13 protein-coding genes and 1 pseudogene are annotated in these 15057 nt (G+C 68.8%); 9 read left to right on the forward strand and 5 right to left on the reverse strand.

Annotation, left to right across the window (positions count from 1 at the left end; translation table 11 throughout):
* Nucleotides 1-67: 67 nt before the first annotated feature.
* On the reverse strand, nt 68-415 hold the full coding sequence (locus M2165_RS01810) for a DUF2200 domain-containing protein (RefSeq protein ID WP_280812953.1): 348 nt from the start codon (nt 413-415) through the stop codon (nt 68-70).
* Between the two features lie 40 nt (nt 416-455).
* On the reverse strand, nt 456-1244 hold the full coding sequence (locus tag M2165_RS01815; protein WP_280812954.1) for an AraC family transcriptional regulator: 789 nt from the start codon (nt 1242-1244) through the stop codon (nt 456-458).
* 86 nt (nt 1245-1330) lie between these two features.
* Here M2165_RS01815 and M2165_RS01820 point away from each other — a divergent pair, with 86 nt between their 5' ends.
* The 5 genes from M2165_RS01820 (at nt 1331) to M2165_RS01840 (ending at nt 9138) form a co-directional block, all read left to right on the forward strand.
* On the forward strand, nt 1331-1876 hold the full coding sequence (locus tag M2165_RS01820; protein WP_280812955.1) for a peroxiredoxin-like family protein: 546 nt from the start codon (nt 1331-1333) through the stop codon (nt 1874-1876).
* A 411-nt stretch (nt 1877-2287) separates the two neighbouring features.
* The gene (tssI, locus tag M2165_RS01825) at nt 2288-6139 is read left to right on the forward strand and encodes a type VI secretion system tip protein TssI/VgrG (RefSeq protein ID WP_280812956.1); all 3852 of its coding nucleotides are present in this window, start codon (nt 2288-2290) and stop codon (nt 6137-6139) included.
* Nucleotides 6129-7043: a hypothetical protein gene (locus M2165_RS01830; protein WP_280812957.1), complete on the forward strand. Its 915-nt coding sequence runs from the start codon at nt 6129-6131 to the stop codon at nt 7041-7043. Before tssI ends, M2165_RS01830 begins: the two co-directional genes overlap by 11 nt.
* Nucleotides 7040-8179, forward strand: a complete 1140-nt coding sequence (locus M2165_RS01835; protein WP_280812958.1) for a hypothetical protein — start codon at nt 7040-7042, stop codon at nt 8177-8179. Before M2165_RS01830 ends, M2165_RS01835 begins: the two co-directional genes overlap by 4 nt.
* Nucleotides 8176-9138, forward strand: a complete 963-nt coding sequence (locus tag M2165_RS01840; protein ID WP_280812959.1) for a hypothetical protein — start codon at nt 8176-8178, stop codon at nt 9136-9138. The genes M2165_RS01835 and M2165_RS01840 overlap by 4 nt, the downstream gene beginning before the upstream one ends.
* A gap of 149 nt (nt 9139-9287) precedes the next feature.
* On the opposite strand, the gene hmpA is transcribed toward M2165_RS01840, so the two are convergent.
* Nucleotides 9288-10469: an NO-inducible flavohemoprotein gene (gene hmpA / locus M2165_RS01845; protein WP_280812960.1), complete on the reverse strand. Its 1182-nt coding sequence runs from the start codon at nt 10467-10469 to the stop codon at nt 9288-9290.
* 137 nt (nt 10470-10606) lie between these two features.
* Between hmpA and M2165_RS26095 the strand changes: the two are divergent.
* Both M2165_RS26095 and M2165_RS01855 read left to right on the forward strand, forming a co-directional pair.
* Nucleotides 10607-10975: pseudogene (locus tag M2165_RS26095) on the forward strand (GAF domain-containing protein); the annotation flags it as partial.
* 283 nt (nt 10976-11258) lie between these two features.
* Nucleotides 11259-12167 carry a sigma 54-interacting transcriptional regulator gene (locus M2165_RS01855; protein WP_280812962.1) on the forward strand — a complete coding sequence of 303 codons (909 nt, stop codon included), beginning with the start codon at nt 11259-11261 and terminating at the stop codon, nt 12165-12167.
* A 72-nt stretch (nt 12168-12239) separates the two neighbouring features.
* Here the strand turns inward: M2165_RS01855 and M2165_RS01860 are convergent, their stop codons facing one another.
* Nucleotides 12240-12428, reverse strand: a complete 189-nt coding sequence (locus M2165_RS01860; RefSeq protein ID WP_280812963.1) for a hypothetical protein — start codon at nt 12426-12428, stop codon at nt 12240-12242.
* Between M2165_RS01860 and M2165_RS01865 the strand changes: the two genes are divergently transcribed.
* Entirely contained in the window at nt 12348-13118 is a 771-nt protein-coding gene (locus M2165_RS01865; RefSeq protein ID WP_280813160.1) for an amidohydrolase family protein, read from the forward strand. The genes M2165_RS01860 and M2165_RS01865 overlap by 81 nt on opposite strands.
* 4 nt (nt 13119-13122) lie before the next feature.
* Nucleotides 13123-14133 carry a tripartite tricarboxylate transporter substrate binding protein gene (locus M2165_RS01870; RefSeq protein WP_280812964.1) on the forward strand — a complete coding sequence of 337 codons (1011 nt, stop codon included), beginning with the start codon at nt 13123-13125 and terminating at the stop codon, nt 14131-14133.
* A 9-nt stretch (nt 14134-14142) separates the two neighbouring features.
* On the opposite strand, the gene M2165_RS01875 is transcribed toward M2165_RS01870, so the two are convergent.
* The gene (locus tag M2165_RS01875; protein ID WP_280812965.1) at nt 14143-15024 is read right to left on the reverse strand and encodes a LysR family transcriptional regulator; all 882 of its coding nucleotides are present in this window, start codon (nt 15022-15024) and stop codon (nt 14143-14145) included.
* Between the last annotated feature and the right edge of the window lie 33 nt (nt 15025-15057).

Raw genomic sequence — 15057 nt, forward strand, 5'->3', positions numbered from 1 at the left:
AATCGACAGGCCCAAGACTGGGGAAAACCCGTATCCGCCGGCAGCGGCGGGCGCAGGCCCCTGGCGTTCACCGCATGATCTTCTCGATCGCCTTGCCCTTGGCCAGCTCGTCGATCAGCTTGTCCAGGCAGCGGATCTTCCGCATCAGCGGGTCCTCGATCTCCTCCACGCGCACGCCGCAGACCACGCCGGTCACCAGCGCGCTGTGCGGATGGATCGCCGGCGCCTCGTCGAAGAAGGTCCGGAAGTCGTTCGCCTGCGCGATCTGCCGCTGCAGCCCCGCCGCGTCGTAGCCCGTGAGCCACCGGATCAGCTGGTCGACTTCGTCCTTCGTGCGGTTCTTGCGCTCGGCCTTCTGCACGTACAGCGGATAGACCTTGGCGAACGGCATGGTGAAGAGGGATGGCTTCGGCATGGTCGGCTCCTTGCTCGGGTTGAAGATCGCCGTGCGCGGTTCACGCGGCGTGCCGTCCCTGCGAGGCCGCCGCGCGCAAGGGCTTCACGGCCGCGGGTGCATGGCCATAGGCCTTGGAGAACGCGCGCGAGAACGCCTCGGCGCTGCCGAAGCCCGTGCGCCGCGCCGCGAGCTTGACCGGATCGCCCGCCAGCAGATGGCGCCGCGCGAGCGTGAGCCGCCAGGCGCTGAGGTAGGCCATCGGCGTGGTGCCCACGACCGTGCGGAAGGTGGCCATGAAGCTGCTGCGCGACATCGCCGAGCGTTCGGCGAGTTCGTCCACCGTCCAGCGCCGCTGCGGCATGTCGTGGATCGAGACCACGGCGCGGTGCAGCGCCGGATGCGCGAGCGCGGCGAACAGGCCCGGCTTCTGCGTGCCCGCGTCGATCGCGCCGCGCAGCGCCATCAGCACCAGCACCTCGCCGAGCCGGTTGATCGCGGCGCTGCGGCCGCAGCGGCTCTCCGAGGCCTCGGCCATGAAGGCGGCGGCCGTCGCCTGCAGCGAGGGCGAACCGTCGAGCGCGACCGCGACTTCCTCGGGCATCGCACTCATCAGCGGGTTGGCTTCGTTGTCGAAGTCCACCGCCGCCGCGACGCGCGCATCGGGCGGCAGCCGCGCGAAGCCGCCGGGGCGGAAGACCACGCGCCCGGCGCCGCCCGCACCGTCGCCCGCCAGCACCAGCGCGGGCATGCCGGCTTCGCCGGGCGACAGCACCGCCACACGCAGCTTGAACACCTCGACGAAGGCCGCGAGGCGGTCCATCTTGGGCAGGTTTGGACTCTGAGTCATGAAAGGCGGACGTTCCATGTCGCGGAGCATGCGATCTTTGGCACTCGCTGGCAATCCCGCCGGCCATCCGACCAAGGACTCCGATCATGCTGTTGCCCCGCCAGCAGGCCCCCGAACTCGCCGTCGACACCCTGGATGCAGGCCGCTTCCGGCTCGCCGACGAAACACCCGAGCGCATGACGCTGGTGTGCTTCTACCGCGGGCTGCACTGCCCGATCTGCGCCAATTACCTGAAGGAGCTCGAGCGGCTCACGCCCGCCTTCGCCGAACGCGGCGTGCGCACCATCGCGATCAGTTCCGACACCGAGGACCGTGCCCGCGCCATGGCCAAGAAGATCGGCGCCGCACAGCTGCGCATCGGCTGGGGCCTGTCGCTCGCAGATGCGCGCCGCTGGGGGCTGTACGTCTCGGCCTCGCGCGGCAAGACCTCGATCGGCATCGAGGAGCCGGCGCTGTTCTCGGAGCCGGGGCTCTTCCTCGTGCGGCCGGACAACAGCATCTACTACCTGTCGGTGCAGTCGATGCCCTTCGTGCGGCCCCACTTCGCCGAGATGGTGCAGGCGCTCGACTTCGTGATCCAGCACGACTATCCGGCGCGCGGCGAACAGCCGCCCGACACCGCGCCAAACTGAAGCGCCGGCGCCGGGCGCGCGACAAGAGGGGATGTGGCGCGCTTTTCACACCATGCGCTCGCCCAGGAGACTGGCTCGTTGGGTCTGTCTGCCGGTGTGTCGGGTGCCATGCGCATCGTGCTCGTTCGCTGTTGCTACCTTGAAGCACCGTTCGGCATCCGCCCCGAGGAGCGCGCCACATCGGAGAGCAGACTGCAACGCGCGCGCGGCGCGTCGTGTCAGCGGGATGCGGAAGCGTTGTAGGAATTCACGCCCTCCGACGGCGTCGGAGGCCGCCTGAGCAGGACGCGAACTATTGCGCAAGTCGCCCAGGATTTTTTCGCACGGCGCCTCGGGCAACAATAGTTTGCAACTGCGCCCCGCTGGCCCAAGCCAGACTCGCGGCTCGATTCGCTCATCGAGGTCTGGCGCGTGTCTTCCATTTTCTCAACCGGTTCGCGAACCATCAGCGTCGACAGCGCCGCCATGCCCTCGCTGCTCGGCGTACCGGCGCTCGAATTCAAGTCGCTCCAAGGCACCGAGGCGCTCGGCGAGCTCTTCGAGTACACCGTGCGGCTGCAGACCCCCGACAACCCCCTGCTCACCGAATACCTCAGCGGCAACGTGCCCGTGAAGCAGCTGCTGGGCAAGGAGTTCGGCATCCGCATCGCGCTGGACGGCGCGGGCTCCGGCCTGCACGCACGCACCGGCGCCGGCACGCGCGAGATCAACGGCCTCGTCACCCGCACCCGCTTCGTGCAGCACGAGAACCGCCGCAGCATCTACGAGATCACCCTGCGGCCCTGGCTCGTGCTGGCCTGCCACACCAGCGACCACCGGATCTTCCAGAACAAGACCGCGCTGCAGATCGTCGAGGAGGTGCTGGCCGACTACAGCTTCCCCACCGAGAAGAGAACCACCCGCACCTACCCCGTGCGGACCTTCCAGGTCCAGTACGGCGAGACCGACTTCGAGTTCATCACGCGGCTGATGCAGGAGTTCGGCCTCTACTACTTCTTCGAGCACGGGGACGGCACCCACCGCCTGGTGCTCGTGGACGACGCCGGCGCCCACCGGCGCTTCCGGAGCGAGGCCTACCACACCATCCGCCACCACCCGCCGGGCCACAAGATCGACGAGGAATACTGCGACAGCTTCCACAGCACCGAGAGCCTCGCCTCCGGCCAATGGACGACCAGCGACTTCGACTTCACCCGCCCGCGCGCGCGGCTGGAGCAGGTCTGCAGGATGCCGCGCGACACCGGCCACAACGCGCAGGAGCTCTACCGCTGGCCGGGCGACTACAGCGAGCCCGAGGAAGGCCGCGACCTGGCGCGCACCCGCATGGAAGCCACCGGCGCGCCCGCGAGCCGCGGCCAGGGCGGCGGCAGCCTGCGCGGGGTGGTCACCGGCTGCACCTTCGCGCTCGCCGGCCACCCGCAGGACAGCGCCAACCGGGACTACCTCGTCATCGCCAGCAGCCTGCGGCTCCACGAGAACGCGCACGCGAGCGGCGGCGAGGATGCCTACCTGTGCCGCTGCGACTTCGAGGTCCAGCCCGCCGAGACCGTGTTCCGCTCGCCGCAGACGCAGCCCAAGCCGCGCACCATGGGCCCCCAGACCGCCATCGTCACCGGCCCGGCGGGCGAAGACCTCTGGACCGACGAGTACGGGCGCGTCAAGCTGAGCTTCCACTGGAACCGCTACTGCACCCGGGACGAGAACGCCTCCTGCTGGATCCGGGTGGCTTCGACGTGGGCGGGCACGCAGTTCGGCGGCATGCACGTGCCGCGCATCGGCCAGGAGGTGATCGTCGACTTCGAGAACGGCGATCCGGACCGCCCGATCGTGACGGGGCGGGTCTACAACCGGCTGAACATGCCGCCGCGGGAGCTGCCCGGGCAGGCGGGGCTGTCGGGGTTTCGCAGCAGCGAGCTGCACGCGGGGACCGGCGCGGGGGCCCGGGGCAACCACATGACGCTGGACGACCACCCGGGCAAGATCCAGGCGCAGCTCAAGAGCGACCACCTGAGCAGCAGCCTGAGCCTGGGGCACATCGGGCGCATCGAGGACACGGCGGGGCGCAAGGACGACCGGGGCCAGGGCGCGGAGCTGCGCACGGACGGCCACGGGGCGGTGCGCGCGGCGCGCGGGCTGCTCGTGAGCACCGAGGCGCGGGCCGATGCCCGGGCGCACATCACGGACATGGGCGAGACGGTCTTCCGGCTGGGCCAGGCGCAGGCGCTGCATGAGGCGACCAGCGGCCTGGCGCTCCAGGCCGGGGCGCACGAGGCGGGCGACCAGGATGCGGTGATGAAGGTGGTGGCGCGCCAGAACGCGGCGATCGAGGGCAAGTCCGGCGCAGGCGGTGCAAGCGGTGCACGAGGTGCGGGCGAATTCGCGGAGTTCGAGGAACCGCATCTGGTGCTGGCGAGCCCGTGCGGGATCCATGCGAGCACGGGCGGCTCGACGCACGTGGCGAGCACGCAGCACAACGCCTGGACGAGCGGGGGGCACACGAGCATCGGTGCGGGCGGGAGCCTGCTGGCGAGCGTGAAGGAGGCGGTGCGCCTGTTCGCGTACAAGGCGATCCGGCTGACGGCGGCGACGGCGGGCATCGACGTGGTGGCGCTGCAGCAGGGCATCCGGCTGCTCGCCAGGCTCGACATCAGGCTGGAGGCCGAACGCATCAGCATCACGGCCAAGGAGGAGATCCTGGTCAACGGCGCGGGGAGCTACTCGCGCTGGAACGCCTCGGGGATCGTGCACGGCACCCGCGGCATCTGGCGCCAGCATGCGGCAACGCACAGCATGACGGGGCCGAGGGGGCTGGAGACGCTGTACCCGGTGCTGCCCGATCCCGACGCGTTCGAGACGCATGGGCAGGTGCTCGAAGAGCATTTCGTGCTGATGGAGCATGCCGGCGGCCTGCGGCTGCCGGGGCAGAAGTACCGGATCACGTTCGACGGTGGACGCACCGTGGAAGGCCAGACCAACGACCAGGGCGAGACCGCGGTGGTGCAGAGCATGGTGCACCAGATCGCCACGGTGGAGCTGCTGCGCCATGCGGAGGACGGGGTGCTGGCGAGTTACGCGTCTTTCGTGCGCACGCCGGCCGAGCAGGGTTACGACGGTCCGGCGGTGGCGGCGGCCAAGAACACCAGGAAGACGAAGCAGGTGAGTGGCAAGCCGCATGAGGTGAATGCGGACAAGGCCACCAGCGAGGACAAGGCGCCGGTGCACACGAGCTGCGATCCGCACAACTGGGGGCTGCGCATGAGTGTGCCGACGGCGGGGAGTTCGGGGCAGTGGGCGTATCCGGTGGCGGAGGGGTTTGTGCAGGAGGTCAGGGCGGCGTTGATGGGGGTGGCGTGGCAGAAAATCAAACTGGAATGGCCGCTGGAGGATGCTTTCAGCAGGCAGCTCCAAGCTGTTCTTAAAGCCAGCATCGAAGGTGCGCTGGGCAAAACCGCCTTCAAGCTGCCCGAGCACGCCATGCCGCAGACCGTAATTCCGGACGATGAAGAGGCTCGAAAGCTCGACATCGATCCCAACGACCTGGACCTCAAAGGCTTGATGCGCGGGCACGACTGGCTGCTGGTCGTTGCCAAGGGCGGCATCCTGCCCATCATCGAGGCCGCCCAGCGCGGCGAAGACACCTCGGACAGCCTGCGCGAGCTGGCAAGCACGCTATTCCATGAGGCGCGGCACGCGCAGCAGTACTTCTGGCTCGCCGCCATGGTGCAACAGTTTCCGAACGACTATGCCCATTTGCCGGGCCTGCAGCGTGTTTGGAAGGGCTGTTTTGCGGCCCGAATGATGCAAGTCGCTGCCGCCACTCCCGTGCCCGCCGAGCCCAGCGCCCGTGTCGGTCTGCATCGCATGGTAATCGGCATGTACTACTGGCTGCTGTGTATTGCAGAGAAGGAGAACAAGCGCAGGCTCGCGCTCACCCCCCCGCAGCTCGGTAACTTCACAGACATTCTTCCCACCGAAATTTCTTTGGCACGAAAGGCTGCGTATGACCTCCTTCAAGAAGTGGGCCTGGGTGGCCTCTCCATCGACGTGGACGCCATGGCCAAGGGCCCGGATGGCAGCACCGGCTACCGCATGCGCCCGTGGGAGGAAGACAGCTTCGCGTGCGAGGAAGTGGTCAAGCGCCTTTGGAGTGGTGATGTGGGTGGCCTGCTGCCTGAGCCTGGCTTCTGCACAAGGGCTCTTGAGTTCGCTCTCAGAGCACGCGGTGATGGCAGCGCTCAGGGAAAGGCAGGACATGCCCAATGAGGCGGAGAAGAAGGCCCGCTACGAGGCCTACAAAGAACGAGCGAAGGCAGCGCAAGCGGCGTATGACAACTTCCGCTACACCGATGTGCAGCGCGAGCAGGTGCTCGACTTGGTCGCGCAGGCTATGAAAGTGATTCGGGGTGAGGCGGCGTTCGACAGCCTCGAGCGACTATTGCACGTCATCGACATCGGCAAGGGCCAGCAACCGAACCCCAGCACACAACACGCATTCGATGCCAGGTTCCTGAACAAGTGGACCAGCATCTACGTGAACACCATCCCGCGGCGCGACGGCAAGCCGGGCTTCGAGCCGGCGCATTTCCAGATCGAATTTAAACCTGCAATTAAGATGCAGCGGGAACGCCTTGAAGGCCTGCTCGGGCTCAAGATCGTCCCTGGATGGACCTCGGACGGCGGCAATCTCCAGTACGAAATCCCACAGCTCCACGGACGGGCAGCTTTCGATGGTGGCGTGTTCCGTTACTCGCCCCTCAAGCAGCCGCAGGAGAATTTTGAGATCGAGGTCGTCTTTACCTATCTGAATGGTCCGGATCACAATCCTTATGCAGCTACCCAACTCGTCCGCCTGCAGATCAGCCGCAACTACCTCACTCCCGAGCAGATCAAGCAACGCGACGACAAGAAGTTCGGCCACCTGCCCCAGACGGGCGAGCGCGCACCGAAGGACGGCCGCTACCTGGCCCTGTTCGCCAATGACGCACTCACGGCCTCGGTGCCACCGGAGCGCCGCACCTGTACTTACGACAAGGGGCAGTGGCTCGGACCAGTGCACCTAAATGACTCCGCCACCGGACAGACCGACGCTGTGCATGCATGGTGGCAATGGATCGGTCCCGATCCGCTGGCGGCTGAGATCGAGAAGCTGTTCCCTCGCCGGTCATGACGTTCGCCGAACGCGAGGCCCACAGGCCCAATCCAAAGATGGCAGCACCGGCTGTCGCATGCGCCCCTGGGAGGAAGACAGCTTCGCCTGCGAGGAAGTGGTCAAGCGGCTTTGGAGCGGTGATGCTGGCGGCCTGCTGCCTGAGCCCGGCTTTTGCACAAGAGCCCTTGAGTTCGCTCTTAGAGCGCGCGGTGGTGGCAGCGCTCAGGGAAAGGCAGGACATGCCCAATGAGGCGGAGAAGAAGGCCCGCTACGAGGCCTACAAGGAACGCGCGAAAGCTGCGCAAGCGGCATATGACAACTTCCGCTACACCGAGGCACAGCGTGAACTGGTCATCGAATTCATTGGCGCGGCCATGAAAGTGATTCGTGGCGAAACAGAGTTCGCGAGCCTAAAGAGGTTGTTGCCTGTGGCTCGCGTTGGAAAAGGCTGGCAACCCAATCCAAGTACGCGAAACTCATTCGATGCTCGAGTCCTGAACGAGTGGACCAGCATCTACGTCAACACCATTCCGCGCCGCGATGGAAAGCCGGGCGATGAGCCGGCGCATTTCCAGATCGAGTTCGGTCCCATTATTCATATTCAACGAGAGCGCCTCGAAAGGCTGCTCGAACTCAAGGTCGTGCATGGCTGGCGTTCGGAGGGCGGCAACCTCCAGTACGAAATGCCACAGCTCCATGGACTGCCGCCCTTCAACGGCGGCGTGTTCTATTACTCGCCGCTCAAGCAGCCGCAGGGTGATTTCGAGATTAAGGTGGTCTTCACGTACCTGAATGGTCCGGACAAGAACCCCTACACAGCGACGCGACTGAGCGACATCTCGATCAGCCGCAACTACCTCACCCCCGAGCAGATCAAGCAACGCAACGACAAGAAGCTCGGCCACCTGCCCCAGACGGGCGAGCGCGCACCGAAGGACGGCCGCTACTTGGCCCTGTTCGCCAATGACGCGCTCACTGCCTCGGTGCCACCGGAGCGCCGCACCTGCACTTATGACAAGGGACAGTGGCTCGGACCAGTGCACCTAAATGACTCCGCCACCGGACAGACCGACGCTGTGCATGCATGGTGGCAATGGATGGGTCCTGATCCGCTGGCGGCTGAGATCGAGAAGCTGTTCCCTCGCCGGTCATGACGTTCGCCGAACGCGAGGCCCACAGGCCCAACCCAAAGATGGCAGCACCGGCTGTCGCATGCGCCCCTGGGAGGAAGACAGCTTCGCGTGCGAAGAAGTGGTCAAGCGGCTTTGGAGTGGTCATGTGGGCAGCCTGCTGCCTGAGCCCGGCTTCTGCACAAGAGCCCTGGAGTTCGCCCTCAGAGCCCGCCAAGGCGGTGGCACGCCAGGAGAAGCAAAGCATGCGAACTGAGGCGGAAAAGAGGGCCGCCTCCGAAGCGTTCCAAGCGGAGTTGAAGGCAAACCAGGCCATCTACGACAGCTTCCGCTACACCGACGCGCAGCGTGAGCAGGTGATCGAGCTCATTGCGAAGGCTATGAAGGTGATTCGCGGCGAGGCCAGCTTCGACAGCCTCACACAGAGGATGCCCGTCATCTATGTCGGTAAGGGCCAGCAACCCAATCCAAGCACCCTGCATCTGCTAAATGCCAAATTCCTGAACGAGTGGACCAGCATCTACGTGAACACCATCCCGCGGCGCGACGGCAAGCCGGGCTTCGAGCCGGCGCATTTCCAAATCGAGTTCAAACCCGAAATCGACATGCAGCGCGAGCGCCTGGAGAATCTGCTCGAACTCAAGGTCGTGCATGGCTGGCGATCGGAGGGTGGCAATCTCCAATACGAGTTCCCCCAACTTCATGGGCGGAGACCTTTCAACGGCGGCGTGTTCCACTATTCACCGCTCAAGCAGCCGCAGGATGATTTCGAGATCGAGGTGGTCTTCACCTTCCTGAACGGGCCGGACAAGAATCCTTACAAGGCCACGCAGCTGAGCGATATTGCGATCAGCCGCAACTACCTCACTCCTGAGCAGATCAAGCAACGCGACGACAAGAAGCTCGGCCACCTGCCTCGGTGCCGCCGGAGCGCCGCACCTGCACTTATGACAAGAGCCAATGGGTCGGACCAGTGCATCTGAGTGACTCAACCACCGGACAGACCGACGACCTTCACTTCCAAACCGGCGGACAACGCGAAGCCGGCAGCTACCGCCTACCGCCTCGGAGCAGCGGTGCTCGCGGCCTGCTGCGGAGCCTGGCCTCAGCAGAGGCGCTGTTCGCGCGAGCTTCAGCCTTCCAGCGCCTCCAGCGGCCCGAAGAACTCGTAGCGCAGCTGCTGCTTCGGCACGCCGAGCGCGAGCCCGTGCGCGTAGACCGCCTTCATGAACGGCTTCGGGCCGAGGAAGTAGAGGTCGACGTCGCGGTCGGCGGGCAGCGCCTCGGCGAGCAGTTCGCGCGTGACGAAGCCGGTGGCGTGCGGCCGGTCGGCGGCGCGCGGCGCGTCGTACACGTAGAGCGGCTTCACGTTGCGGTGCCGCGCGGCCAGCGCGTCCACGCGGGCGCGGAAGGCATGCGCGCCGCCGTGCCGCGCGGCGTGGATGAAATGCACCGACCGGCCGGTGTGCGCCACCGATTCGAGCATGCTCATCGCGGGCGTGATGCCCACGCCGCCGGTCACGAGCACCAGCGGGCGCCCGCCCTCGGCGGGCTGCAGCACGAAGTCGCCGCAGGGCGCCTGCACCTGCAGCAGCGTGCCGACCGGTGCCGAGGCATGCAGCCAGTTCGAGGCGCGGCCGCCCTCCTCCTTCTTCACGCTGATGCGGTACCACGGCTTGCCCGGCGCATCCGACAGCGAGTAGTTGCGGCGCAGCGGCTCGCCGTCGATCTCGAGCACCAGCGTGAGGTACTGCCCGGGCGAGAACGCGAGCAGCGGTCCGCCGTCGACGGGCTCGAGGTAGAACGAGGTGATGATCTCGCTCTCGTCCTCGCGCCGCGCGACGCGGAACGCGCGCGTGCCGCGCCAGCCGCCGGGCTGCGCGGCGTTGGCGCGGTAGACCTCTTCCTCCGCGCCGATCAGCAGCGCCGCGAGCGACTGGTAGGCCTCGCCCCAGGCCGCGATGACCTCGTCGGTGGCGGCATCGCCGAGCACGTCCTTGATCGCGGCCAGCAGGCAGGCGCCGACGATCGGATAGTGCTCGGGCAGCACGCCGAGCGCGGCATGCTTCTGGATGATGCGCGGCAGCGCGCCCGCGATCGCGTCGAGCCGGTCGATGTGCTGCGCATACGCCAGCACCGCACCCGCGAGCGCGCGCGCCTGGCTGCCCTCGGCCTGGTGCGCTTCGTTGAAGAAGGCCTTCACCTCGGGGTGGCGCTCGAACATGGTCCGGTAGAAGTGGCGGGTGATCGCCTCGCCGTGCGCCTGCAGCGCGGGCACGGTGGCCTTGACGATGGCAATGGTCTGCGGATTCATGGGGGGTCCTTGGGCTGTGAATGGATGCGCCTTGCTCTTCACGTTCCGTGCCAGCCCGTGCCCCCGCGCCAAGTGCCTGCCGCCGTTGGGGATTTTTCCGGCGTGGTCAAATCCGCAACACCCCAGACGTTGTATTTATGACCACGCAAAGTGTCGAATCGACCACCGATACCCAGCGCTTCCGCGCCCTGCTGACCGCCGCGCGCGGCCTGGTGCACTGCGACGCGGCCGCGCTGCTGCGGCTCGACGGCGAGGTGCTGCGGCCCCTGGCGGTGGACGGCCTGAGCGACGAGACGCTGGGGCGCCAATTCCCGGTGGCCGCGCATCCGCGCTTCGCGCGCCTGCTCGAGAGCGAACGCGGCCTGCGCTTCGCCCACGACTGCGGCCTGCCCGATCCCTACGACGGCCTCGTAGCCGGCCAGCCCACGCTGCTGCCGGTGCACGACTGCATGGGCGCGCCGCTGCGGCTGCGCGGCCGGCTCTGGGGGCTGCTGACGCTCGACGCGCTCGACCCCGGCAGCTTCGAGGCCGTGAGCCCGCAGCAGCTCGATGCGCTGGTCGCGGTGGTCGAGACCGGCATCGAGGCCGCGCAGACGATCCAGGAGATGGCGGCGCGCGCGACGCGCGAGCAGGCGGTGGCGCAGGCGCTGCGCGCGGGCCGCGGCGCGCCGCGCGAACTGCTCGGCAGCAGCCAGGCGATGAGGCAGCTCCTGGGCGAGGTCGACACCGTGGCTGCCTCGGACCTGACCGTGCTGCTGCTCGGCCGAGACCGGCGTCGGCAAGGACCTGGTGGCGCAGCGCCTGCACGCGCGCTCGCGGCGCAGCGACCAGCCGCTGGTGCAGGTCAACTGCGCGGCGCTGCCCGAGTCGCTGGCCGACAGCGAACTCTTCGGCCACAAGCGCGGCGCCTTCACCGGCGCGGTGCAGGACCGCACCGGCAAGTTCGAGATCGCCGACGGCGGCACGCTGTTCCTCGACGAGGTCGGCGAGCTGCCGCTCGGCGTGCAGGCCAAGCTCTTGCGCGTGCTGCAGAGCGGCGAGGTGCAGCGCCCCGGCAGCGACCGCATGCTCAAGGTCGACGTGCGCGTGATCGCCGCGACCAACCGCGACCTGCCCGCGGCCATCGCGCAGGGCCGCTTCCGCGCCGACCTCTACCACCGGCTCTCGGTCTATCCGCTCGTTGTGCCGCCGCTGCGCGCGCGCGGCCGCGACGTGGTGGCGCTGGCCGGCGGCTTCCTCGAAGAGAACCAGCACCGGCTGGGCGCGCGCAACCTGCGGCTGTCGCCGGCCGCGAAGTCGGCGCTGCTCGCGCACCGCTGGCCGGGCAACGTGCGCGAACTGGAGCATGTGATCAGCCGCGCCTCGCTGCGCGCCTTCACCGAGCAGCGGCGCGGTGCGCGCTGGACCGCCATCGAGCCGCACCATCTCGCGCTCGAGGCGGCCGCGGCCGGCGCAGCCTCCGTTCCCGCGGCGCCGGCCGATGCGGCACCGGTGGCACCGGCCGCGCAGCCCGCCCTCCCCCCGCCCGGCGTCACGCTGCGCGAGGCCACGGCCGCCTTCCAGCGCGCATGGCTGGCCGACGCGCTCGCACGGCACCGCGGCCATGTGGCCAACGCGGCGCGCGAGGCCGGCATGGACCGCAGCAACTTCCACCGCATGCTGCGCAAGCTCGGCATCGCGCGCGCCGACGCGCCATAAGCCGCGCTTATGAAAATCGAACGGCCGCGCTGATTCCGCATCGGCGCGGCACTGTCGATACTTCGGCCTCCTTCAGAGAGGCACGCCCTGTTTCCCTTCCCGACTTCCGCGCCACCGGCACCATCGCTCGACGGCGAACCGCGCGCGATCGACAGCCATGCGCATGTCTTCCTCGCCGGCCTGCCCTTCGCGCCGAACGCGCGGCATGCGCCCGACTACGACGCGACGACGGCCGAGTTCCTCGGCCTGCTCGATGCGCACGGCGTCTCGCATGCGGTGCTGGTCCAGCCGAGCTTCCTGGGCACCGACAACAGCTTCATGTGCGCGGCGCTGCGCGCCCATCCGCAGCGCCTGTGCGGCGTGGCGGTGGTGGCGCCCGGCACGCCGTTCGAGTCCCTGCGCGAGCTCGCCGCCGCGGGCGTCTGCGGCCTGCGGCTCAACCTCGTGGGCCTGCCGCTGCCGGACCTGTCGCAGCCCGCGTGGCAGGCACTGCTCGCGGATGCGCGGCGTCTCGGCTGGCATGTCGAAGTGCATCGCGAATCAGGCGACCTGCCGGTGGTGGGCCAGGCCGTGCTCGATGCGGGCTGCCGGCTCGTCGTCGACCATTTCGGCCGGCCCCGCGGCGACACCGCGGCCGACGCCGGCTTCGCCTGGCTGCTGCGCGCGGCGGCGCAGGGCCGCACCTGGATCAAGCTCTCGGCCGCCTACCGCAACTGGCCCGATCCGCTGGGCGCCGAGGCCTGCCGCGCCGCGCAGTCGCTGCTCGATGCCTGCGGGCCCCAGCGGCTGCTGTGGGGCAGCGACTGGCCGCACACCCAGCACCGCGCGCTCGCGAGCTATGCGCAGTCGCGCGCCGCGCTCGACCGATGGATTCCCGACCCTGCGGCGCGGCGCCGCATCCTCGTCGACACGCCGGCCGCGCTCTTTTTCGATTCTTCCAAGGAGGCATGACACCATGAACCCAACCATCCCCCCACACATCCCGAAGGCGCGGCTGCGCACGTGGATTCCCGCGGCCCTGATCGGTGCCGCGTTCGGGCTCGCGGCCCTGAGCGCCGCGGCCCAGCCGGCCTGGCCCGCCAAGCCGGTCCGGATGGTCGTGACCTACCCGCCCGGCGGCACGGTGGATGCGGTGGCGCGCGTCATCGCGCCCAAGCTCTCGGCGCGGCTTGGCCAGCCGGTGGTGATCGACAACCGCGCGGGTGCAGGCGGCGCGATCGGCGGCGACCTCGTCGCCAAGAGCGCGGCGGACGGCTACACGATCATGCTCGACGCCTCGAACCACGCGCAGAACCCCGCGCTGCGCAGCAAGATGCCCTTCGACACCTTGCGCGATCTCGCGCCGGTCTCGCTGCTGGTGCGCGTGCCCAACGTGCTGGTCGCCAACCCGGCCGCGCCGATCGCGAGCGTGAAGGACCTCGTGGCGCAGGCCAAGGCCAGGCCCGAGCAGATCAACTACGCCTCGTCGGGCAACGGCTCGGCGCAGCACCTCGCGGCCGAACTCTTCAGCGCCATGGCCGGCGTGCGCATGACGCACGTCGCCTACAAGGGCGGCGGTCCCGCGCTGACCGACGTGATGGCGGGCCAGGTGCCGGTGTTCTTCGCGAGCCTCGCATCGAGCCTGCCCTACATCCAGAGCGGCAAGCTGCGCGCCCTCGCCGTCACCGGGAAGGCCCGCGCGCCGGTGCTGTCGCAGATCCCGACCGTGGCCGAATCGGGACTCGCGGGCTACGAGGTCTACGAATGGAACGGCGTGTTCGTGCCGGCCGGCACGCCCGCGCCCATTGCCGACCGCCTCGCCCGGGAACTCGCGGCGGTGGTGCGCGACCCGGAGGTGCGCACGCGCCTCGAAGGCATGGGCGCCGAGGTCATCGGCTCGACCCCGGCCGAGCTCGATGCCTTCCGCAAGGCGGAGATCGCCAAGTGGACGCAGGTGGCGAAGAGCAACAGGATCGAACTGGACTGATCCGCGGCGTCAGGCGTCGAGCAGGGCCGCGAACGCATCCGCGAAGGTCGGCCGCGATCTCGCGAGCCACATCGCCGACAACTCGAACGGCGGCAGGCCCGCGCCGTCGCGCACCTCGGCATAGCGCACGCCCTCGTGGCGCAGCGCGCGCACCGAACTCGGCAGCAGCGACCAGCCCAGGCCCGCGGCCACGCACGACAGCACGGTGAGCGTGCGGTTGGCGTCCTGCACGATGCGCACGTCGTGGCCCGCCGCGCGAAAGGCCGCGAGCATCTGCGTGCGCAGCGCCGCCATCTGCTCGCTCGGAAACCACACGAGCCCGTGCGCGGCGATGTCGGCGAGCGCCACGCAACCGTCGGGCGGTAGCGCGTGGCCGGCCGGCAGCGCCGCGACCAGCCGTTCCTCGCCGAGCCGCTTCTCGTGCACGCGCGCGTTCACGGCCACCGGCGGATGCAGCAGCGCGACGTCGATGCGGCCGCCTTCGAGCGCCTCGACCTGCTCGGCGTTGCTCATCTCGCGCAGCGCGATGTCGAGCTGCGGATGCGAGGCCCGCAGCCGCCGCAGCGCGCGCGGCAGCACCTCGTAGACGGCGTGGGTGACGAAGCCGATCGTCAGCCGGCCCGCGCGGCCCGCGCCCATGGCGCGGATGCGGTCCGCGGCCGCGTCGGCATGCGCGAGGCTCGCGCGCACGTCGTCGAGCACCGCGAGTCCGGCGTCCGTGAGCGCGGCGCCGCGGCGCGTGCGCATGAAGAGCTTGACGCCCATCTCGCGCTCGAGGCGGTTGAGCGTCTGCGTGAGCGCCGGCTGCGCGAGGCCGAGGGCTTCGGCCGCGCGCGTGAGGCTGCCGGCCTCGGCGATGGCCAGGACACAGCGCATCTGCCGGGTTTCCATGCGGCATTCTAGGGACGGGGTGCGCGCGTCCCG

This window comes from Variovorax sp. TBS-050B, from assembly GCF_029893635.1.
GTDB lineage: Bacteria > Pseudomonadota > Gammaproteobacteria > Burkholderiales > Burkholderiaceae_C > Variovorax.